Below are 19,121 nucleotides of genomic sequence, written 5' to 3'. Positions count from 1 at the left end.
GTGGGAATTGGTCTTGAGCCGCCCGGTCCCAACCGTCCCTTTCGCGAGCGGCCTTAAAGGACGCTGTCCAGCAACCCGTCCGGCAGAAGCGCCAGGCGCGGCCCGTCGGTCCAGACCAGCGCGCAGGCGATCGGCCGCCCCGGGTAGATCTCCCGCAGCAGCGCGCGGTAATGCGCCATCTGCCGCAGATAGGCGATGGGGGCGTCGGCCGGATCGACGGGTGGCGGGCGCAAGGTCTTGTAGTCCGCGACGAAGATGCCGGCCGGGGTCACGGCAAGCCGATCGACCTGACCGGTGACGACGGCGCGCCCGCCCTCCGCGTCGATCGGGCCGAGGCCGACCAGCGGCGCCTCCGCCCGGCTGCCCGGCGCGAAGAGGGGGGCGAGGTCCGGCGCGTCGATCACGCCCATCACCTCCGCCGTCAGTGCATCGACCTCCGCCTCGCTCAGCCCATGGCTCGGCCGGGCGAGGAAGCGCCGGCAGGCTTCCGCCCGGGTTCCGGCCGGCAGGTCGGGGAGGGTCTGCAACAGCCGGTGGACGAGCCGCCCGCGCCGCACGCTGAGGAACCCCACGGCATTGGCCGTGCTGCCGCGCGGCGAGCGTACCGGCGGGTCGGCGTCGCGCGGGCGCGAGGGGGCCAGCGGGCGCGGCGGCGAGGGTTCCGCCGGGGGCGGGGCATCGATCCAATCCGGCACGGCGGCCACGGCGCGCGCGGCGTCGGCGGCCTCGGGCGCCGCGACCTCTTCCCTCTGCGGGCGTTCCAGGATCAGCCGCTCCCCGCTCCAGGCGACCGGGCTGTCGGCCGCCACCGTCCAGTTCTCCTCCCGGGTCAGGATCGACTCGTCCGCCAACCGCTCCAGCCCCGCCTGGACCAGCCGGTACCAGCAATCCTCCGCCGGGGCGGTCGCCCCGTGATGACCGCAGACGATCAGCCGGTCGGCCGCGCGCGTCATCGCGACATAGAGCAGGCGGCGATATTCCTGCGCGCGCGCCGCGTCCTCGTCGAGCTTCAGGTCGGCGGCATGCTCCTCCTGATAGCGCGCCTTCGGCGTCCACAGGGGCAGCACCCGGCTTTCCGCGTCATAGGCGCCCGCGCGCGCGCCGGGACGCGGCGGCACGGTCATCCAGCGCAGAGCCGGTCCCTGCCCGCCGCGCGGCTTCGAGACGCTGTCGGGCAACACCACGATCGGCGCCTCCAGCCCCTTGGCGCCGTGGACGGTCAGGATACGCACCTCGTCGCGCTGGCCGGTTTCCAGGTCGCGCTTGATCTCCGCCTTGCCGCGCGCGAACCAGGCGAGGAAGCCCTGGAGGGAGGCGGGGCCGCTGCGCTCATGGCCGAGCGCCAGCGACAGGAACTCGTCGAGCGGATCCTCCGCCTCCGTTCCCAGCCGCGCGATCATCGCCCGGCGCCCGGGCACCGTCTCGCCCTCCGGCCCGACGGGCGCCGGGGCGGGGCGGGTCAGCACGTCGTGGTAAAGCTCGAAGGGCGGGCGCCGGTCGGCGTCGGCCAGATGACCGGCCAGCCAGTCGCGGATTTCCGCGAGCCTCGGGTCCTCCTCCGCCACCTCGCGCAGGCGGCGCCACAGGCTCTTCTTCCCGCGCGCGTGGGCGAGGCGGAACAGATCATCGTCGTCGAGGCCGATCAGCGGGCTCTTCAGCACGGCGGCGAGGCTGAGGTCATCCTCCGGCAGCAGCAGGAAATGACCCAGCGCCAACAGGTCCATGACCGCGATCTGCTCGGTCAGGACCATGCGGTCGACGCCGGCGACGGGCACGTCGCGCCGCTTCAACGCGCGGACCAGTTGATCGACGAAGCCGGTGCGATGGCGCACCAGCACCATGATGTCGCCCGCGCGCGCCGGGCGCCCCAGGCTCGGCACCGGCTCCGCGCCGATCCAGCCGGCGATCTCCCGCGCCAGCCCCTCGGCCAGGCGATAGCCCGGGCTGTCGGCGATGGCGCTGGCCTCGGGCGGGGACCAGGCGTCTTCCTCCTCCACCGCGTCGCCGGGACCGATCAGGGGCCAGAGCTCGACCCGCCCGCCATGGCCGGCGCGCTGCGGGCGGTGGCGGACGATGCCGTCCTCCCCCCGCACGCCGTCGGCGGCGGGCCGTTCGGCGAAGGTGGCGTCGACCGCCCGCAGCACCGCCTCGGCGGAGCGGAAGGAGAAATCGAAGCCGACGCCCCGGAATCCCTGGCCCGCCTCCCGCGCGCGCGCGGCGAAGTGATGGCGCATCGCCTGGAAGGCGCGGGGGTCCGCGCGCTGGAAGCTGTAGATCGATTGCTTCGCGTCGCCGACGGCGAAGACCGTGCGGGGCATCGCGCCGGCCGTCCCCTCGCCGGCGAAGAACTCGTCGGCCAGCGCGCCGACGATCTCCCATTGCTCCGGATTGGTGTCCTGGGCCTCGTCGATCAGGATATGCTCCAACCCGCCATCGAGCTTGAACAGAACCCAGGGCGGCGCCCCGTCCCCGGCCAGCAGGTCGCGCGCCTTGACGATCAGGTCGTCGTAGTCGAGGCGCGCGCGCGCCGCCTTCGCCCGGTCATAGGCGTCCAGGATGCGCGCGCCGAGGCGGATCAGCCCCGCCGTCGCCTCGAAGGTCGCCTGCCGGCGCAGGCGCTGGTCGACGAACTGAAGCCGGCGCTGCTCGCCCAGCAGGATGCCCTCGATATCGGGATAGACCTCCAGCATCTTCTTGGTGGCGAGCGACTTCATCTCCTTCGGCGCGTAATCCTTGCTCTTGGCCAGGAAGCGTTCCATGTGGTCGGCGAAGCGCGCCACCCGGCTCTCCGGCCCGCCCGCGATCCAGCCGAGGAGAAGGCGCGCGGTGTCCTGATCCGTCTTCTTCGCCTGCGGGTCCTCCAGCAACCGCTGGGCCGCGCCGCGCAAACCCATCAGGTCGAAGGCCGCGTCGTCGCAGGCGGCCTCGAGGATCGCGGCCTCGCTGCCCGCCGGATCGACGTCCAGCACGTCGGCCAGCCGCGCGACGGCCCCCTCGACATCCCGCTCCGGTCCCAGCGCGCGGGCAAGGCGCGCGCGTTCGCTGGACAGGGCGCGCATCAGGTCGGCGAACTGATCCTCCTGCGCGCGCCGGGTGACGGCGCCCAGCGCGTCGGCGATCGGCCCGCCGCCGCGCGCCGCGCGCAGCACGGTATCGCGGGCGATGCGCATCAGCTCCGCGGCCTCGCGTTCCTCCATCACCTCGAAGCGCGGGCTGACCCCGGCCTCCAGCGGGAAGCGACCCAGCAGCGACTGGCAGAAGCTGTGCACCGTCTGGATCTTCAGCCCGCCCGGCACGTCGAGGACGGTGGCGAACAGGCGGCGCGCGCGGGCCAGCTTCTCCGGCCCGACCGCGCCGCCGTCGAGGTCGCGGATCGCCGCGCGAAGCGCCGCGTCGCCCAGCCCCGTCCATTCCCCCAGCCGCCGGTTCAGGCGGTTCGCCATCTCCGCCGCCGCCGCCTTGGTGAAGGTGATGCACAGGATCTTCTCCGGCGGCGTGCCGTTCACCATCAGGGCCAGCACGCGGTCGGTCAGCACCTTGGTCTTGCCGCTGCCGGCATTGGCCTCGACCCAGACGCTCGACATCGGATCAGCCGCGCCGCGCTGGATCGCGCTGGGGGAGAGGTCAGCGGTCATGGCATGCCATCCTCTTCTTCCTCATCCCTCGCCTCCGCCGAGATCCGCGCGCGCCCATTCCGCCACGCGGGCCAGATGGGCGTAGTCGTTGAAACGCGGCGCGCGGGCCGGTCGGGGCAGGGCGGTATAGGCGCGCGCCGGGTCGTCGAAGCGCGCGACCAGCCGGTGCAGCCCGTCCAGCGCCTCCGGCGCGATCTGGCCGATATCGACATTGGGCGTCTTGACCTCGCCCGGTGGGTCGCCACCGGAAAGCCGCCAATAGGCCAGTTCCACCACCGCCGCGGGCGGCAGGTCGGGAAAGGCGCCCTCCATCGCCATGGCGGCTTCCAGCGGCAATTGCGGGGCATAGCCGGCCTTCAGGTCCCTGGCGCTCGGCGGGGTGCCGGTCTTGTAGTCGATGATGGCGTATCCCCCGCCATGCAGAAGATCGATCCGGTCCGCCGTCGCGCTCAGGGTGAAGGGACCGGCGGGGCCGTCGATGACATGGCGCCCCTTGATCTCCGTCGCGCTGGCGACGAGGCCCTGGGTCTCCCGCCGTTCGATCTCGCGGGCGAGGAACCAGCGCGCGATCCGCTCATAGCGCGGCCACCAGAAGGCATGGACCTCCGGCCGGTCGAGGGCGTGCGGGCCGAACGCCTCCTCCCCGCAACGCAGCAGCAGGGAGAGCGCCTCCTCCTCCGACGGCAAGGGCCGGTCGGGCGGCGCGCGCTCGACGAACAGCTCCAGCGCGCGGTGGATGAAGCTGCCGCGTTCCGCCGCGCCGAAATCGGCATCGATATCGTCCAGGCGGCGCAGCCCCAGGATACGTTCGGCGAAGATCGAATAGGGATCGCGCAGCCATGTCTCCACCCGCGTGACGGACAGCGCGCGCGGGCGCGCCGCGACCGGCGGGCGGGGTGCCGGCGGCTCCAGGAAGCGCCGCGTGCTTTCCGCGTGCAGCGCGCGTTCCCAATCCACCAGACGGCCGGCCCAGCCCCGGTTCGGCGCCAACCGGTCGGACAGTCCGGCCCGGGCCAGCACGACGGCGAGGCGTTCCAACCAACGGCTCGGCACCGTGGGCTGGCCGTCGATCTTGCTGGCGCGGGTCAGCAGCAGGCGCGGCGCGGCGAAGGCCTGGGCGAAATCATGCGCGGCGAGGCCGATGCGCCGTTCCTGCGCCGGCAGGCCGAAATCCCGGCGCATCGGCCGCGACATCCAGGGATCGGCCTCCGGCTCCATCGGCCATGTCCCCTCGTTCAACCCGCCGAGGACGATCAGGTCCGCATGCTGCAACCGCGCCTCCAGCGGCCCCCAGATGAAGACGCGCGGATGGCGGCCGTGGCGCGGGCGGACATTGACGCCGATCATCAGCGCTTCCAGCACGGCCGGATAATCGCCGCCCGCGATCGCTTCCAGCGCATGGTCGGCGCCCGCGGCATCCAGCGCCCCGGCCAGCAATTCGCCCAGCGCCTCCCCGTCCTCCCCACGCCAGAGGCGGGCGGCACCCTCCTCCGTCTCCGTCGCGGCGACGGCTTCCGCCGCCGCGATATGCGTTTCGATCAGGCTCGCGGCCTGCATGGTGGGTGGGGCCTCCCCGCCGGGGGAAAGGGCCGCCATCAACGGGCCCAGCGCCGCCTCGATCCGCTCGACCAGCGCCGTCAGCCGGTCCCCCTCCGCACCGGCCGCCACATCTGCGGCGTCGAGCGCGGCGTGCAGCCCGGCCGCACCCGGGCCCGGCTTCGGTCCGCGCAGCACGGCGATTTCCAGCCGCCTTATGTCCCGGCGCAGGGCGGCGGGCGCGAGGCCGAGACCCGCCAGCGGATGCTTCAACAACGCCAGCAGCGCGACCGGGGCTAAGCCGGTCAGCGCCGCCTCCCCCACCAGACGCAGGAAGATACCGGCCGGCGTGTTGGAAAGCGGCCGCCCGGCGGAATCATCGACCGCGATGCCCCAGCGCTCCATCGCCGCGGCGACCCGACGGGCCAGTGTCCGGTCGGGCGTCACCAGGGCGGCGGTGCGACCGTCGGTCTCCAGCGTCTCGCGCAGCGCCAGCGCGATGGCCCCGGCCTCGGCGGCGGCGTTCGGCGCCTCCAGCCAATCGACGCCGGTGACGGCCTCGGCCGGGATGTCGCCGGCCGTCATCCAGGCGCCGGTGGTCTCCGCCGGGCGCAGCGCCTCAGCCACCAACCGGGCGCGGGCGTGGCCGCCCGGTTCCGTCCCGGCTTCCGTCTCCGGCCAATCCGCGACCGTCGCACGGTCGAGGCCCAGACGCGCGATCAGCCGGGCCAGGCCATGTTGCGGGTGGGTCGGCGCCTCCAGGACGGCATGCCAATCTTCCTCGGACAAATACCGGTCCAGGCCCGGTAGCACCACGCGGCCCGCCGGCAGGCCCGCCACGGTGGCCAGCAGGTCGGCCGTGGCCGGGATCGATCCGGTGGAGCCCGCCGCGACCACCGGGAAATCCGGCGGAGTCTCCATCCAGGCCTCGGCCTGGGCGCGAATCAGGCGGTCGCGCCGCGCCGCCGGATCGATCGCGCCGATGGCGTCCAGCAGGATCGGCCAATGGGTCTTCAGGATATCCAGGAACTCCACCGTCACCCGCCAGTGGTCGGCATAGAGTTCCGGTACCAGCTTCTCGACCGCCTCCAGGCTCAACCCTTCCGTCTGCACCTGGTCGAGCAGCCGGCCGAGCTCGTCCGCCAGCATCAGCGCCCGGTCGGGGGACGGCGTCTCCCGCGTGCCGCCGATATCCGGCATGTTCCGGATCAGTCGGGCCAGCAGGAAGCGCCGCCGCAAGGGATCGATCGCCGGCGGCAGGTCGAGGAGATCGGCGCGCGCCGCCGCCGCGTTGCCGGCGGCGGCCAGCATCAGATCCTCCTCGTCGATATCGCCGATCGGCTGCAGGCGGGGAAGCAGCAACGCCTGCCCGCCGCTCGCCCGCAGGAAGGCTTCCCCCAGCGCGGTGCAGGCGCGCCGCGTCGGCAGCAACACCAGATAATCCGCCAGACGCTCCAGCCCGGTCGGATGCGCGCACGCCTCCGCCAGCAGCCCCTCTGCCAGGGCGTCGACGAAGGGGCGCGTCGGGGAAATCGTGAAGACCGTTCGCATGGCCCGCACGGTACCGCGATTCGGCGGCGAGAAAGAGCGCGCGGCCGGTTTATCGGGCGGCCTCGATCTCCGCGCGCGTCGCCTCCGCCTCGGACCGGTTCGGCCCGTCGAGCGCGATGGCCCGCTCCACGGCCGATTCGGCACCGGCGAGGTCGCCGCGCTTCAACCGCGTATAGGCCAGATTGTTCAGGGCGGCATCGTTCGTCGGATCGCGCGCGGCCGCCTCCTCGAACGCCCGTTCGGCGGCGGCGAGGTCACCCGAACCATAGGCCAGATTGCCGAGCGCCAGGGCCGGTTCCGCCGCGTCCGGCCAAGTCTCGGCCGCGGTGCGGTAGGCGGTGCGCGCGGCCTGGGTCAGGCCCGCCCGCTCGATCCCCGTCGCCTCGGCCATCCAGGCGCCGGATGGGGTGGCCGTGGGCACCGGTCCTTCGGGCGGGACCACAGTAACGCCCCAGAAGCCGCCGCGTCGCCAGGTGTGCTCCAACGTGCCGAGCGCCATGGTCTGGCGCCGCGTCGTGCCGGAACGCAGGATCGCCTCGCCCGCTTCCAGGTCATAGCCGATCAGCAGCGCGTAATGCCATTTGGGGGCCATTTCCAGCCCGAGATTCTGGAGGATCAGGACGGGCCGCCCATCCGCCACGCGCCGCAGCCCGCCCGTCATGCCGAGGACCGGCAGGGCCAGACGACCGTTGCGCCGGGCGGATGCGATCACATCGCTCTTGAAGGTCCCCTGGCGGCCGGGCGTGAAGAGCGCCTCCGCCAGCCCGTCCGGCGTGGTGTCGAGCCCGGTATCGTTGAGCGCGGCGGCCATCGCCGCCGGCCCGCAATGAAAGGCCGTTTGGGGGAAGAAAGGCGCTTCGGAAAGCTCCGCCTTGGGCGGCAGATCGTCCGGCGCCGTGCCCGCCGCGCCGGTCAACGAATCCGTCACCGGCGTACCGGCGCAGCCCGCGAGGAAAAGCGCGAACAGCGCGGCGGCCGGCCCTTTCAGGCCGAACGCCGCGCCGCCGCGTCCATTACCGAGGAAAAGCATGCGCCGCGATCAGGTCGGGTTGGCGCTGCCCTTGTCGGTGAAATCGAAGACGTGGGTGAAGCCGAGCAGGTCGGTGATCAGCAACACGATGAAGATGAAGACGCCCGCGCCGATGATCGCGCCGACGCCCTGGCCGGCGGGCATTTCGTCGATTCGCTGGGCGAGGTCGACCGCCTCCTGGTCACTCAGGGTGCCGACGCGCGCCTGCGCCTCGGCCGGATCGACGCCGAGCGCGGTCAGTTCCTCCTCGACCGCGTCGCGGGCCATGAAGCCCTTGATCGTCTCGCGCGCCTCGGCCGCCTGACCCTGGCCGATGGCCCGGTCGGTGGTCACCATGCCGGCATTGGCCACGCCCAGCGGCAGGCTCGCCAAGGCCATCACCATCGCCAGCGCCAACGCCACGCGGCGGAACCCGTTCGAGTCCTTGATCTGCATCATCTCCTAATCGCCCTCCTGTTAAGGCTTGTTCTCGATGGTGCCCCGTCCCGAACGCCCGCGCGGGCGCTTGCATCAAGCGACGTAGGGTCTTTTCCGAGAAACGCAAGGCCGAGCGCGAAAAGCACATGCCGTACGGGGACCGATTCAGCCGGCCCCTTCATTGCCGACAGGGCGGGCGAGAAGCCGCCGAATCGCCTCCTCGGTGCTCAGCCTCCCGGCCAGCACATCATCGACGGCACAGATGATCGGAATGTCGGAGACCCCGGCGCGTTCGGCCAAGGCCACGATCGCCGCCGCCGTCGCCACCCCCTCCGTCAGCGCGGGACGCGACCCCGGATCGGCGGGCGTCCCGCCTTCGCCCAGCACGATTCCGAAGCGCGTGTTCCGGCTTGTCTTGCTGCCGGCGGTCAAGGTCAGATCACCGAGGCCGGAGAGCCCCGCCATCGTTTCCGCCCGGCCGCCCAGCGCGCCGGCGAGCCGTCCGATCTCCGCCAGCCCACGCGTCAGAAGCGCGGCGCAGGCATTCTCGCCCAGCCCCAGGCCCCAGGCGATGCCGCAGGCGATCGCGATCACGTTCTTCGCCGCGCCCGCGACCTCGACGCCGATGACATCGTCGGAGAGATAGGGCCGGAACCGTTCCCCCGCGAGGGCACCTTGCAGGAACCGCCCCATGGCAGGGTCGCGCGCGGCGAGCGTCACCGCCGTCGGCAGTCCCTTGGCCACCTCCGCCGCGAAGGTCGGGCCGGAGAGCACGGCCGGCGCGGCGCCGGGTACCGTCTCCGCCAGGACCTCGCTCATCAGCAGGGCGCTGTCGCGCTCCACCCCCTTGGCGCAGAGCGCGACCGGCAGATCGTCGGAAATATAGGGGGCGGCGCGCGCCGTGACCGCCCGGACCGCCTGGGCCGGACAGACCAACAGAACCGCCGCCGACCCGTCGAGCGCAGCCTTGATGTCCGCCGTGGTCTCGATTCCCGGCTCCAGCGGGATGCCGGGCAGATAGACCGGATTGCCGCGCCCTTCCGCGATCGCGGCCAACACGGCCTCGTCCCGGCCCCACAGCCGGACGGGCCGCCCCGCCCGCCGCGCGACGCAAGCGAGCGCGGTACCCCAGGCCCCCGCGCCAAGGATAGTGATCGGACCGGATACGTTCCCATATGCCGTCATGCCCCTGCCTCCGCTTGGGCGGCGGCGCCAGCGCCGGGCGGCGCCCGGTCCGCGAGGTCCGCCAACGGCCAGCGCGGGCGGGGCCGGAAGTCGAGACCGTCGGTCAAGCCCAGCGCCAGCCGCTCCGCCCCGGCCCAGGCGATCATCGCCGCGTTGTCCGTGCACAATTTCAGCGGCGGGGCGAGGAAGGTCATGCCCGCCGCGTCCGCCACCCGGGCCAGCTCGGCGCGGATCACTTTGTTCGCCGCGACGCCGCCGGCGACGACCAGGGGGCGGCCCGGCGCCACCTCCGCCGTGAAGCGGGCGCAGGCACGCGCCGTGCGGTCGGCGATGGAGCGCGCGGCGTTGGTCTGGAAGGCGGCCGCGAGATCCTCGCGCTCGGCTTCGCCGGGCGGGGTGTCGAGGCGCTCCAACTGCTGGCGGACCGCCGTCTTCAGTCCGGAGAAGGAGAAGGCGCAGTCATCCCGGCCCCGCATCGGAATCGGCAGACGAAAGCGCGGGGTTTCCTCCCCTGCCTCGGCGCGCCGCCGGGCCGAGCGTTCGGCCGCGCGCTCCACCGCCGGTCCGCCCGGATAGCCGAGATCGAGCAGCTTCGCCGTCTTGTCGAAGGCCTCGCCCACCGCATCGTCGACCGTGGTGCCGAGCACGCGATAGCGTCCCACCCCCTCGACCGCGAGGAGTTGGCAGTGCCCGCCGCTTACCAGCAGCAGCAGATAGGGAAAGGCGGCCTCCGCCGGGTCGTCGGCGGTAAGCCGCGCGGTCAGCGCGTGCCCCTCCAGATGGTTGACCGCGATGAAGGGCAAGCCGCGCGCCCAGGCGATCGCCTTGGCGGTCAGCGCGCCGACCATGACACCGCCGATCAGTCCGGGCCCGGCGGTGGCCGCGATTCCGTCCAGATCGTCGAAGCCGCTGCCGGCCTCCTCCAGCGCCTGGGCGATCAGCCGGTCGAGATGGTCGAGATGACTGCGCGCCGCGATCTCCGGCACGACACCGCCATAGGCGCGATGCTCGTCCAATTGCGAGAGCACGACATTGGCGCGAATCAGCCCGCGCCCGTTCGCGTCGCGCTCGACGATCGCGGCCGCCGTCTCGTCGCAGGACGTCTCGATTCCCAGGATACGCATGATGCTCGCCCTTCTCCGTCGCCGCGCGCCGCCCCGGGCGGCATCGTTCCCGCTGGCGGGTGTAGCCTATGGCGGGCCGATAGGCTACAGCTAGCGCATGACCGATCCGATCAAGCGTTTCACGGCCGAGCACCCCTTCACCCTGGGGACGCGCGGCTCGCCCCTCGCCATGGCCCAGGCGGAGGAGGCACGGCGCCTCCTCGCGCGGCACTGGCCCGGCCTGCCGGTGGAGATCGTGGAGATCAAGGTCTCCGGCGACGCCATCACCGACCGGCCGCTCGCGGAGGTCGGGGGCAAGGGGCTGTTCACCAAGGAACTCGACCGGGCGTTGCAGGAACGGCGCTGCACGGCGGCCGTCCATTCCATGAAGGACATGGAGACGATCCTGGAGGACGGGATCGCCATCGGCGCGGTGCTGGAGCGCGAGGATCCGCGCGACGCCTGGCTCAGCCCCAAGGCCGCCGGCCCCCTCGACCTGCCCGATGGGGCGACCGTCGGCAGCGCCAGCCTGCGCCGGCAGGCGCAGCTCCGGGCCATGCGGCCCGATCTGAAGGTGGTGCTGTTCCGGGGCAATGTGCAAACCCGCCTGCGCAAGCTGGCGGAAGGGGTGGCGGATGCCACGATGCTCGCCATGGCGGGGCTGAACCGCCTTGGCATGGTGGAAGCCGCCGGCGCCCGCGCGCTGGAGGCGGACGGCTTCATGCCCGCCGTGGCCCAGGGCGCCATCGCCATCGCCTGCCGCGAGGACGAAACAGACGTGAAGACGATCCTGGAGCCGCTGACCCATGCGGAGAGCCTGACGCGGGTCACATGCGAGCGCGCCTATCTGGCCGTGCTCGATGGTTCCTGCCGCACGCCGATCGCCGGTCTGGCGGAATGCGTCGGCACGCGGCTCCGTTTCCGGGGCCTTGTCGCGCGCGAGGACGGGACCCGGCTCCTGCGGGTGGAGGAAGAAGGACCGATCGACGATCCGCTCGCCGTCGGCCGGGCGGCCGGGCGGCGCCTCAAGGCGGAGATGGGCGATGGCTTCTTCGACTGACCGCGCGCCCACGGTCCTCGTCACCCGTCCGGCGGAGGATGCGGGCGATCTGATCGCCCTGCTGGAGGCCGCCGGATTCGGCGTGATGCCGGAGCCCCTGTTGACGATCCGCCCGCTAACGCCCGAAGCCGGGGCGCTGGCGGAGGATCTGGCGGATGTCCAGGCGCTGCTCTTCACCTCGGCGAACGGCGCGCGGGCCTTCGCCCGGCTGCACAAGGCGCGCGACCTGCCGACCTATTGCGTCGGGCCCGCGACGGCGGCGGCGGCGCGGCTCGCCGGCTTCTCGCGGGTCGAGACGGCGACCGGCGATGTCGCGGCCTTATCGGCGCTGGTGACCGAACGCCTCGACCCGTCGGACGGCGGCCTGTTCCACGCGGCGGGCAGCGATCTGGCGGGCGATCTCGCCGGGCGGCTCGGGGCCGCGGGCTTTGGCGTGACCAAGCGCGCGCTCTACCGCGCCGAGGTGGCGAGCGCCCTCGACGCGCCCGCGCGCGCGGCCATCGCGGCCGGGGAAATCGAGGCGGTCGTGTTGTTCTCGCCGCGAACGGCGGACACCTTCCGGCAACTGGTCACGGAGGCGGGGCTGGTCGAGGCGATGGGCGGCATGACGGCGGCCTGTCTCAGCCCGGCCGTTGCGGATCGGCTTTCCGGCCTTACCTTTAGCCACGTCGTGTTGGCGGACCGGCCGGAGGCCGCCGACATGGTCAGTGCGCTGCGCGCGGCGACGGGTGTACGCGTACGAGAGGACGAGACGCCGACTGACAGTGCCGCGAAAGCTGATAAGATCGAGGGCGGCGAGGACGCGGCCGGCGGCGGTCCGGACGCGAATGGGTCGAATGAAGGGGCGATGATGAACGACGACAGGAAGGCCGAGGATACCGAAACGTCGGATAGGGAAACGGCCGGCGAGACGGAATCGGAGAAAGACATCGGCGAAGCCGCGCCCGCGCCGGGCACACCCGGCGCGGATGCGGTGATCGAGGCCTTCGGCGGCATCCGCCCGATGGCCACGCGATTGAAGGTCGCCGTCAGCACGGTCCAGGGCTGGAAGGCACGCAACCATATTCCCGAATCGCGCTGGCGCGACATCATCGCCGCCGCCTCCGCCGCCGGGGTCGACCTCGCCAAACTGACCGAGGGCGCCGGCCGGCACGCCGGGCATGAGGTCGCGGAGGACGACGCCGCGCTGGGCGACGAAACCGGCCCCTGGGCCGACCCCGTGGAGGCCGAACCCGTTGGAGATGCCCCCGAAACGGACGGAGATGAAACAGCCGGGGAGGAAGCCGACGGCGACGAGACGCACGAGGAAGAGGCATCGGACGACGCGGCGCATGATGACGAGACGGCCGGGGAAACCGACGAAACACCATCCGACGCCGAGACCGACGCGAAGACGGCCGCCCCGAAAGCTGCGGACCGTCACGGAAAATTCCCCGAAAACAAGGGCGGAACCGGGGCCGGCGGCCTCGCCGGCGCTTTCGCGGCCTTGATCGCCCTGGTCGCGATCCTGGCGGTGCTGACGGAACCCTATTGGCGCACCTCCGTCGACGCGATGCTCGACCCCGTTCTCGGCCGCTATCTGCCGGAGGAGGCGCCGCGCGTCGATCCGGCGCGGATCGAGGACCTGGCGAACCGGGTCCAAAGCCTGGGCGGCCGGGTCGAGGACTTGGCCGCGCGAACCTCCGAAGCGATCGAGGCCGCATCGAACCAGACCGGGGGGAACGCGGCCGGAAGCGTCGATAACGAGGTGATCGACGCCTTGCGCGCGCGTTTGGACGCGCTGGAGTCCCTGCCGCTCGGCGCGGAAGGCGGCATGACCCCCGGCGCGATGCTGGATGCCGTCACGGAGACGACGGGCGCGCTGGAGGATCGGATCGACAATCTCTCCGCCGAACTCGACAAGGCGGCCGGGACCGAGGCATTGACCGCCCTGCGCGATCGGGTCGCCGCCTTGGAAAGCCGGATCGAGCAGGTCGGTACCCGCGTCGAGGAGGTCGCCGAGGCGCCGGCGCTCAAGGGCGCGCAGCAGGCGGCGACGGTGATCGCCGTCGGCTCCGTGCAGGACGCGCTGGCCGCAGGCCGGCCGTTCGATGCACCGCTGGAACGGGTCCGCCAACTGGCACCGGCGGACGGGGCGTTCGCCGACGCGGTCGCGCGGCTGGCCCCCCATGCGGCGGCGGGTGTCGCGACCCGCGCCGCCCTGCTGCGCCGCTTCGAGGCGGAAGCCTCCGCGATGCATGACGCGAGCGCATCCGACGGCGGCTGGGTGGATCAGGCGGTCGACCGGCTCACCGGCCTCGTCAGCGTCCGCCAGACCGGCGAGGCGGCCGACCGGCCGCCGGTCAGCCGGGCGGAGGCCGCGCTGGCCCGCGGCGATCTCGCCGGCGCGGTCGCCGCACTCTCCGAAATCCGGGAGGCCAGCCCGCGGGCGGCCGCGTGGCTCGACGCGGCGGAGGCCCGGCTCGACGCCGAGGCGGCCGGGACGGCACTGCGCGAGGCGGCGATCGCGCGGCTCTCCGCCCAGACGAGTGTGGGCCAGACCGGCGGCGCCCAGAGCGGCGACACCCAGAGCGGCGACACCCAGACCGGCGACACCCAGACCGGCGACACCGGCCGGGCGAACCAAGCCGGCCAGGAGGGAGGCTGAGATCATGACCGGACGCGCGCTCTTCTTCCTCGTCAAGCTCGGCATCCTCGGGGCGCTGGTCGCTTATTTCGTAAGCAATCCGGGTGCCGTCACGATCCAATTCCAGGACTGGCGCGCGGACATGCCGGTCGGCATCCTGGTGCTGGCGATGCTGGTACTCGCGGTGCTGCTCGCCTTCGGCGACCGTATCCGGCGGGGGATCGTGCGCCTGCCCGGGCGCATCGGCGACTATCGCCGCCGCACCCGCCAGACCAAGGGCTACAAGGCCCTGACCCAGGGGCTGGTCGCGGCCGCCGCCGGCGACGCGAACGAGGCCGCGCGACAGGCAAAGCGGGCGAACGCCCTGCTCGACGATCCGGCGCTGACCCGGCTGCTCTCCGCCCAGTCGGCGCAGCTCAACGGCGAGGATGACGCCGCGCGGCGCTATTTCGAGGGCATGCTGGACGATCCCAACACCGCCTTCATGGGCGTGCGCGGGCTGATGATCCAGGCGCTGAAGGCCGGCGACCGCACCGCCGCGCTGGAGATGGCCGAGCGCGCCTATCGCCTGCGGCCCGGTACGCCCTGGGTGCTGCGCGAGTTACTGGAATTGCAGGTCGAGCACCGACAGACCGACGCCGCGCTGGAAACCCTCGACCGGGCCGCGAAGGAGCGTGCGATTCCGACCGACGAGATCGGGCGTCGCCGCGCCGCGCTGTTGATGGAACGCGCGCGACGGGAGCGCCGCGACGGCTTGACGCGCACCGCTCTCAAAACCGCCCAGCAGGCGCGCAAGGCCGATCCCGGCTCGATCGAGGCGATCCGGATGGCCGCGACGCTGCTGCGCGACGAGGGCAAGGCGCGCAAGGCGGAGCGGCTGGTCGAGGATGCCTGGCATATCGAGCCGGACCCGCTTCTGGCCGAGCTTTATCGCGACCTGGCGCCGACCGGCACCACCGCGCTGGGTCAGGTGAAACGGATGGAGAAGCTGACCGCGCAGGCGCCCGATCATCCGGAAAGCCATGTGGCGCGGGCCGTCACCTCGCTGGACGCGCAGCTCTGGGGCGATGCGCGCCGTCACCTGAAGCCGATCGCGGAACGCGAGCCCAGCCCGCGTGTCTGCCGCCTGATGGCGCGGCTGGAGGAGGAGGAGCACGGCGATCTGGAGGCGGCGCGGACCTGGCTCGCCAAGGCCGTCGGAGACGAACCCGCCCACGACGCTGAGGGCGCGGACATGACGGAGGAGGCGGAGGGCGCCCATTCCGTGGTCATCGAAACCGATCCGCCGGACGGGCCCGTCGGCAAGTCCGCGGCCGCGTGAGTCGCCCCCCGTCATGAGACCCTCATGAGACCGGGTCCGTTCATGTGGATTGCGGCGGCGCGACGGCGCGCCTAGTTTAACTTTCCTGGATGGTTGTATCGAAGATCGGTATCGGTTCCATGATCCATCGCCCGCCCTACCGCTTTTCCGCTCGCCCGCCGGCATGTCTGTCCGCGCATCTGTCCCGGGGCCTTGCCACCCTTTGCCTGATGGCCCTGCTTGCCGGGCCGCTGGGGGCGTGCTCGCCGGTGGGCGTGGCGGTCGGCGCGGGCGCCGTGGCCGGCTCGGCCGCGATGGAGGAACGGGGCCTCGAACAATCCTTGAGCGACAAGTCGGACGAGGTTTCAATCCTGAAGCGACTGGCGGATTATCGTTTCGATACCTTCCGCCGCGTCGGCGTATCGGTTCACGAGGGTCGCGTGCTACTGACCGGCATCGTCCCGGAGGCGGACGATCGGGTGGAGGCGGTGCGCGTCGCCTGGGCGACCGATGGGATCGTCGATGTCATCAACGAGATCCTGATCGGCGAGGGCATCGGGACGATCGATACCAGCTACGATCTGCGGATCACCAGCGAACTGCGCGCCGATATCACACTCGACGGCAAGGTTCGCGCCGTGAACTACGATCTGGAGGCGGTCGGCGGCACGCTGTACCTCTTCGGTATCGCCCAGAACCGGGCGGAGATCGACCGGGTCCAGGCGCATGCGCGGCGGATCGCGAATGTGCGGCGAATCGTCAACCACATGCTGTTGAAGGACGGCCCGCGCCGCGCCTCCATCCTCGAGGCGTTGGCCGAGCAGGAAGCGGAACAGGATGGGGCGGAAGACGACGGGACCCCCGATCCGGGAGCCTCGCAATGACGCTTGCCGATACTGAAACGGATATAACCGCCCGCCAGATCCTGCGCGATATCGGACGCAGCCGGGACGCGCGCCTGCCGCTTGGTCTGGGCGCGCTGGCGTTGGCGGCGGGCGAGGCGCCGGCGGCGCGTCTCGATACCTACCGCGCGCATATCGAACGCATGACCGCCGATGTCCGCGAGATCGTGGGCGACGCACCGGCCGGTTCGCTGCCCGTGGCGGAGGCCTGCGACGCGATCGCCCATGTGCTCTACGGCCTGCACGGTTATCAGGGCGATCACGAGACCTATGACGATTTGCAGAACGCGAACCTGATTCGCGTGATCGACCGGCGGAAGGGGCTGCCGGTGGCGCTCGGCATCCTTTACATCACGCTGGCGCGCGCGGTGGGGATCGACGCGGTCGGCCTCGACTTTCCCGGTCATTTCCTGGTCCGGGTGGATAGCGGCGGGGAGCGCCGGGTAATCGACCCTTTCGACGGCGGCGCCCCGCGCGACGCGGCCTCCCTGCGTGGCATGCTCAAGACGACGCTCGGCGCCGACGCGGAGCTTTCCCAGCGCCATTACGAACCGGCGGCGGATAAGGACGTGCTGCTCCGCCTGCAGAACAACCTCAAGCTCCGCCTGATCCAGCGCCAGCAGGTCGACCGCGCCGCGGAGATCGTCGACGGCATGCTGACCATCGCGCCGGAACGCGCCACCCTATGGCGGGAAGCGGGGTTGCTGAACGCCCATATCGGCAATCACAGGACGGCGATCGCCGCGCTCGAAACCTATATCGAGCGCGAAACCCGCGAGGCGCAACGCCGCGAAGCGGCCGAATTGCTGGCCGAACTGCGCCAAAAGACCAACTGACGGAATCCGGACCCCCCATAATGAGCACCCAGAAAAGCGTCGCGATCCAGATGGATCCGGTCGAGAGCATCGATATCAACGGCGACAGCAGCTTCGTCCTCGGCCTGGAGGCGGAGAAGCGCGGCTATCAGCTCTATCACTACCAACCGCGCGATCTGAATTTCCGCGACGGCAAGGTCTGGGCCCACGCCCGCCCGATGAGCCTGCGCCGGGTGAAGGGCGATCATTTCACCCTGGGGGAATCGCGCATTCTCGATCTCGCGGATGTCGATGTGGTGCTGATGCGCCAGGATCCGCCCTTCGACATGGGCTATATCACCGCGACCCATATCCTGGAGCATATCCACCCCCGGACGCTGGTGGTGAACGACCCGGCCCATGTGCGCAACGCGCCGGAGAAATTGCTGGTCACCCAGTTCCCGCAATTCATGCCGCCGACGCTGATCACCAGTTCCAAGGCGGATGTCGAGGCCTTCCGGGAGGAGTTCAAGGATATCATCGTCAAGCCTCTCTTCGGCAATGGCGGGGCGGGGGTCTTTCGGTTGCAGGAGGGGGACGAGAACCTCGCCTCGCTGCTGGAGATGTTCGCCATCGGCTTCCCGCGCGAACCCTTCATGGTGCAAAAATACCTGCCCGCCGTGCGTCAGGGCGACAAGCGCGTGATCCTGATCGACGGCGAGGCCGTGGGCGCCATCAACCGGGTGCCGGCCAAGGGCGAGAGCCGGTCGAACATGCATGTGGGCGGCAGGCCGGTTAAGGACGTCATGACCGCCCGCGATCTGGAAATCTGCGAGGCGATCGGCCCGATGCTGAAGGAGCGCGGCCTGATCTTCGTCGGCATCGACGTGATCGGCGGCTATCTGACGGAAATCAACGTGACCTCGCCCACCGGGTTGCAGGAGGTCAACCGCTTCGACGAAACCTGCCTGGAAGCCCGAATCTGGGACGCGATCGAGCGGCGGCTGTAGACGGATTCCCCATAACGGGGGCGGGCCGCGTCACTCCGCCGGGTCCGCCTGGTTCTCTCCGGCCTGCCCGTCTTGCGTCCCGTCCTCTTCCGGCGGGCCGAAATCCAGCCGGTCGAGATTGCGCCGCGCCATCTCGGCGGCCGGGCGACCGTCATGCAGTTCGATCACCTTGATCCAATCGGCCCGCGCGGCGTCGAGATCGCCGTTCAGTCGGTGAATGATACCGCGTTCCAGCAGACCTTCCGGATCGTCGGGCTCCAGCTTCAGCGCGCGGTTCACGCTTTCCATCGCGAGGTCGAGCACATCGAGCTGACGATAGGCCGAGGCCCGCAGCACATGCGCATCCACCCGCCCCGGATCGATCTCCAGCGCGGCGTCGAGGTCGTCGACCGCCTCCCATAGCCGATCCAACTCGTCCAGCGTCATCGCCCGGTCCACCAGGATATCGGCCGAACGCGGCGCGAGGTCGAGGGCCGCCGTCTGCACTGAATAAGCCTGCCCCGGCTTCCCGGCGGCGAGCCAGGATATCCCCGCATGTCCCAGGATATTGGCGACGATGCTGGCGGGCGCGCTGTCGGGCATGTCGGCGGCCAGCGCCTCGAACCGCTTGGCCGCCTCCTCGTGATGGCCCCCGGCGGCCAGCGCGGCGGCCGCGCAATGCCGCGCCGGCGCGCCGAAGCCCGAATCCTGCATCTGCAGGGCGCGCTCGAAGGCCCGGTCGGGCTCGATATTGACGAGCTGCATGCAGGCTTCGTATTCGCGCACCTCCAGCGTCTCGATCTGCTGGGCGACGGCGGGGGGCGCCGCGAACACCGTGACCAGCAGGACGGGGAGCAGGAGCGCGCGGCGAGACGATCGGCGGACGGTGGGTTGAGGGGCGCGGAACATGGCCCTAAAGTCGCCGTCCCGAGGCTCGCGCGCAAGCCCGAGCGATGCGTGCCCGCCCTGAATTCCGTCCGCGCCGGATTCCAA

13 protein-coding genes are annotated in these 19,121 nt (G+C 71.5%); 6 read left to right on the top strand and 7 right to left on the bottom strand.

What is annotated here, in order from left to right; genetic code table 11:
• Window positions 1-53: 53 nt before the first annotated feature.
• From addA to tsaD, 6 genes are all read right to left on the bottom strand, one after another.
• Window positions 54-3,635 carry a double-strand break repair helicase AddA gene (gene addA / locus KAJ83_RS16870; RefSeq protein ID WP_210683284.1) on the bottom strand — a complete coding sequence of 1,194 codons (3,582 nt, stop codon included), beginning with the start codon at window positions 3,633-3,635 and terminating at the stop codon, window positions 54-56.
• Between the two features lie 21 nt (window positions 3,636-3,656).
• Window positions 3,657-6,722 carry a double-strand break repair protein AddB gene (gene addB / locus KAJ83_RS16865; RefSeq protein WP_210683324.1) on the bottom strand — a complete coding sequence of 1,022 codons (3,066 nt, stop codon included), beginning with the start codon at window positions 6,720-6,722 and terminating at the stop codon, window positions 3,657-3,659.
• 49 nt (window positions 6,723-6,771) lie between these two features.
• The gene (locus tag KAJ83_RS16860) at window positions 6,772-7,752 is read right to left on the bottom strand and encodes a PA2778 family cysteine peptidase (protein ID WP_210683283.1); all 981 of its coding nucleotides are present in this window, start codon (window positions 7,750-7,752) and stop codon (window positions 6,772-6,774) included.
• Between the two features lie 9 nt (window positions 7,753-7,761).
• On the bottom strand, window positions 7,762-8,190 hold the full coding sequence (locus KAJ83_RS16855; protein ID WP_210683282.1) for a PA2779 family protein: 429 nt from the start codon (window positions 8,188-8,190) through the stop codon (window positions 7,762-7,764).
• Between the two features lie 144 nt (window positions 8,191-8,334).
• The gene (locus KAJ83_RS16850; protein WP_210683281.1) at window positions 8,335-9,354 is read right to left on the bottom strand and encodes an NAD(P)H-dependent glycerol-3-phosphate dehydrogenase; all 1,020 of its coding nucleotides are present in this window, start codon (window positions 9,352-9,354) and stop codon (window positions 8,335-8,337) included.
• Window positions 9,351-10,478 carry a tRNA (adenosine(37)-N6)-threonylcarbamoyltransferase complex transferase subunit TsaD gene (gene tsaD, locus KAJ83_RS16845; protein WP_210683280.1) on the bottom strand — a complete coding sequence of 376 codons (1,128 nt, stop codon included), beginning with the start codon at window positions 10,476-10,478 and terminating at the stop codon, window positions 9,351-9,353. Before tsaD ends, KAJ83_RS16850 begins: the two co-directional genes overlap by 4 nt.
• A 97-nt stretch (window positions 10,479-10,575) precedes the next feature.
• On the opposite strand from tsaD, the gene hemC reads away from it, so the two are divergent.
• From hemC to gshB, 6 genes are all read left to right on the top strand, one after another.
• Window positions 10,576-11,517: a hydroxymethylbilane synthase gene (gene hemC / locus KAJ83_RS16840; protein WP_210683279.1), complete on the top strand. Its 942-nt coding sequence runs from the start codon at window positions 10,576-10,578 to the stop codon at window positions 11,515-11,517.
• Window positions 11,501-14,164 (top strand): uroporphyrinogen-III synthase, encoded by a 2,664-nt coding sequence (locus KAJ83_RS16835; protein WP_210683278.1) that lies wholly within the window; start codon window positions 11,501-11,503, stop codon window positions 14,162-14,164. The genes hemC and KAJ83_RS16835 overlap by 17 nt, the downstream gene beginning before the upstream one ends.
• Before the next feature lie 4 nt (window positions 14,165-14,168).
• Window positions 14,169-15,464, top strand: a complete 1,296-nt coding sequence (locus KAJ83_RS16830; RefSeq protein ID WP_210683277.1) for a heme biosynthesis protein HemY — start codon at window positions 14,169-14,171, stop codon at window positions 15,462-15,464.
• A 119-nt stretch (window positions 15,465-15,583) separates the two neighbouring features.
• A complete protein-coding gene (locus tag KAJ83_RS16825) occupies window positions 15,584-16,327 on the top strand; it encodes a BON domain-containing protein (protein WP_210683276.1) in 744 nt (247 codons plus the stop codon).
• A complete protein-coding gene (locus KAJ83_RS16820; RefSeq protein ID WP_210683275.1) occupies window positions 16,324-17,181 on the top strand; it encodes a SirB1 family protein in 858 nt (285 codons plus the stop codon). The genes KAJ83_RS16825 and KAJ83_RS16820 overlap by 4 nt, the downstream gene beginning before the upstream one ends.
• A 20-nt stretch (window positions 17,182-17,201) precedes the next feature.
• Window positions 17,202-18,149, top strand: coding sequence for a glutathione synthase (gene gshB, locus KAJ83_RS16815; RefSeq protein WP_210683274.1), 948 nt, complete (start codon window positions 17,202-17,204; stop codon window positions 18,147-18,149).
• 30 nt (window positions 18,150-18,179) lie between these two features.
• Here the strand turns inward: gshB and KAJ83_RS16810 are convergent, their stop codons facing one another.
• On the bottom strand, window positions 18,180-19,037 hold the full coding sequence (locus KAJ83_RS16810; RefSeq protein WP_210683273.1) for a tetratricopeptide repeat protein: 858 nt from the start codon (window positions 19,035-19,037) through the stop codon (window positions 18,180-18,182).
• Window positions 19,038-19,121: the final 84 nt, after the last annotated feature.

The organism is Marivibrio halodurans (genome assembly GCF_017963645.1).
Classification (GTDB): Bacteria; Pseudomonadota; Alphaproteobacteria; order UBA8366; family Aestuariispiraceae; genus Marivibrio; species Marivibrio halodurans.
This window is presented reverse-complemented; position numbering and strand designations above follow the sequence as displayed.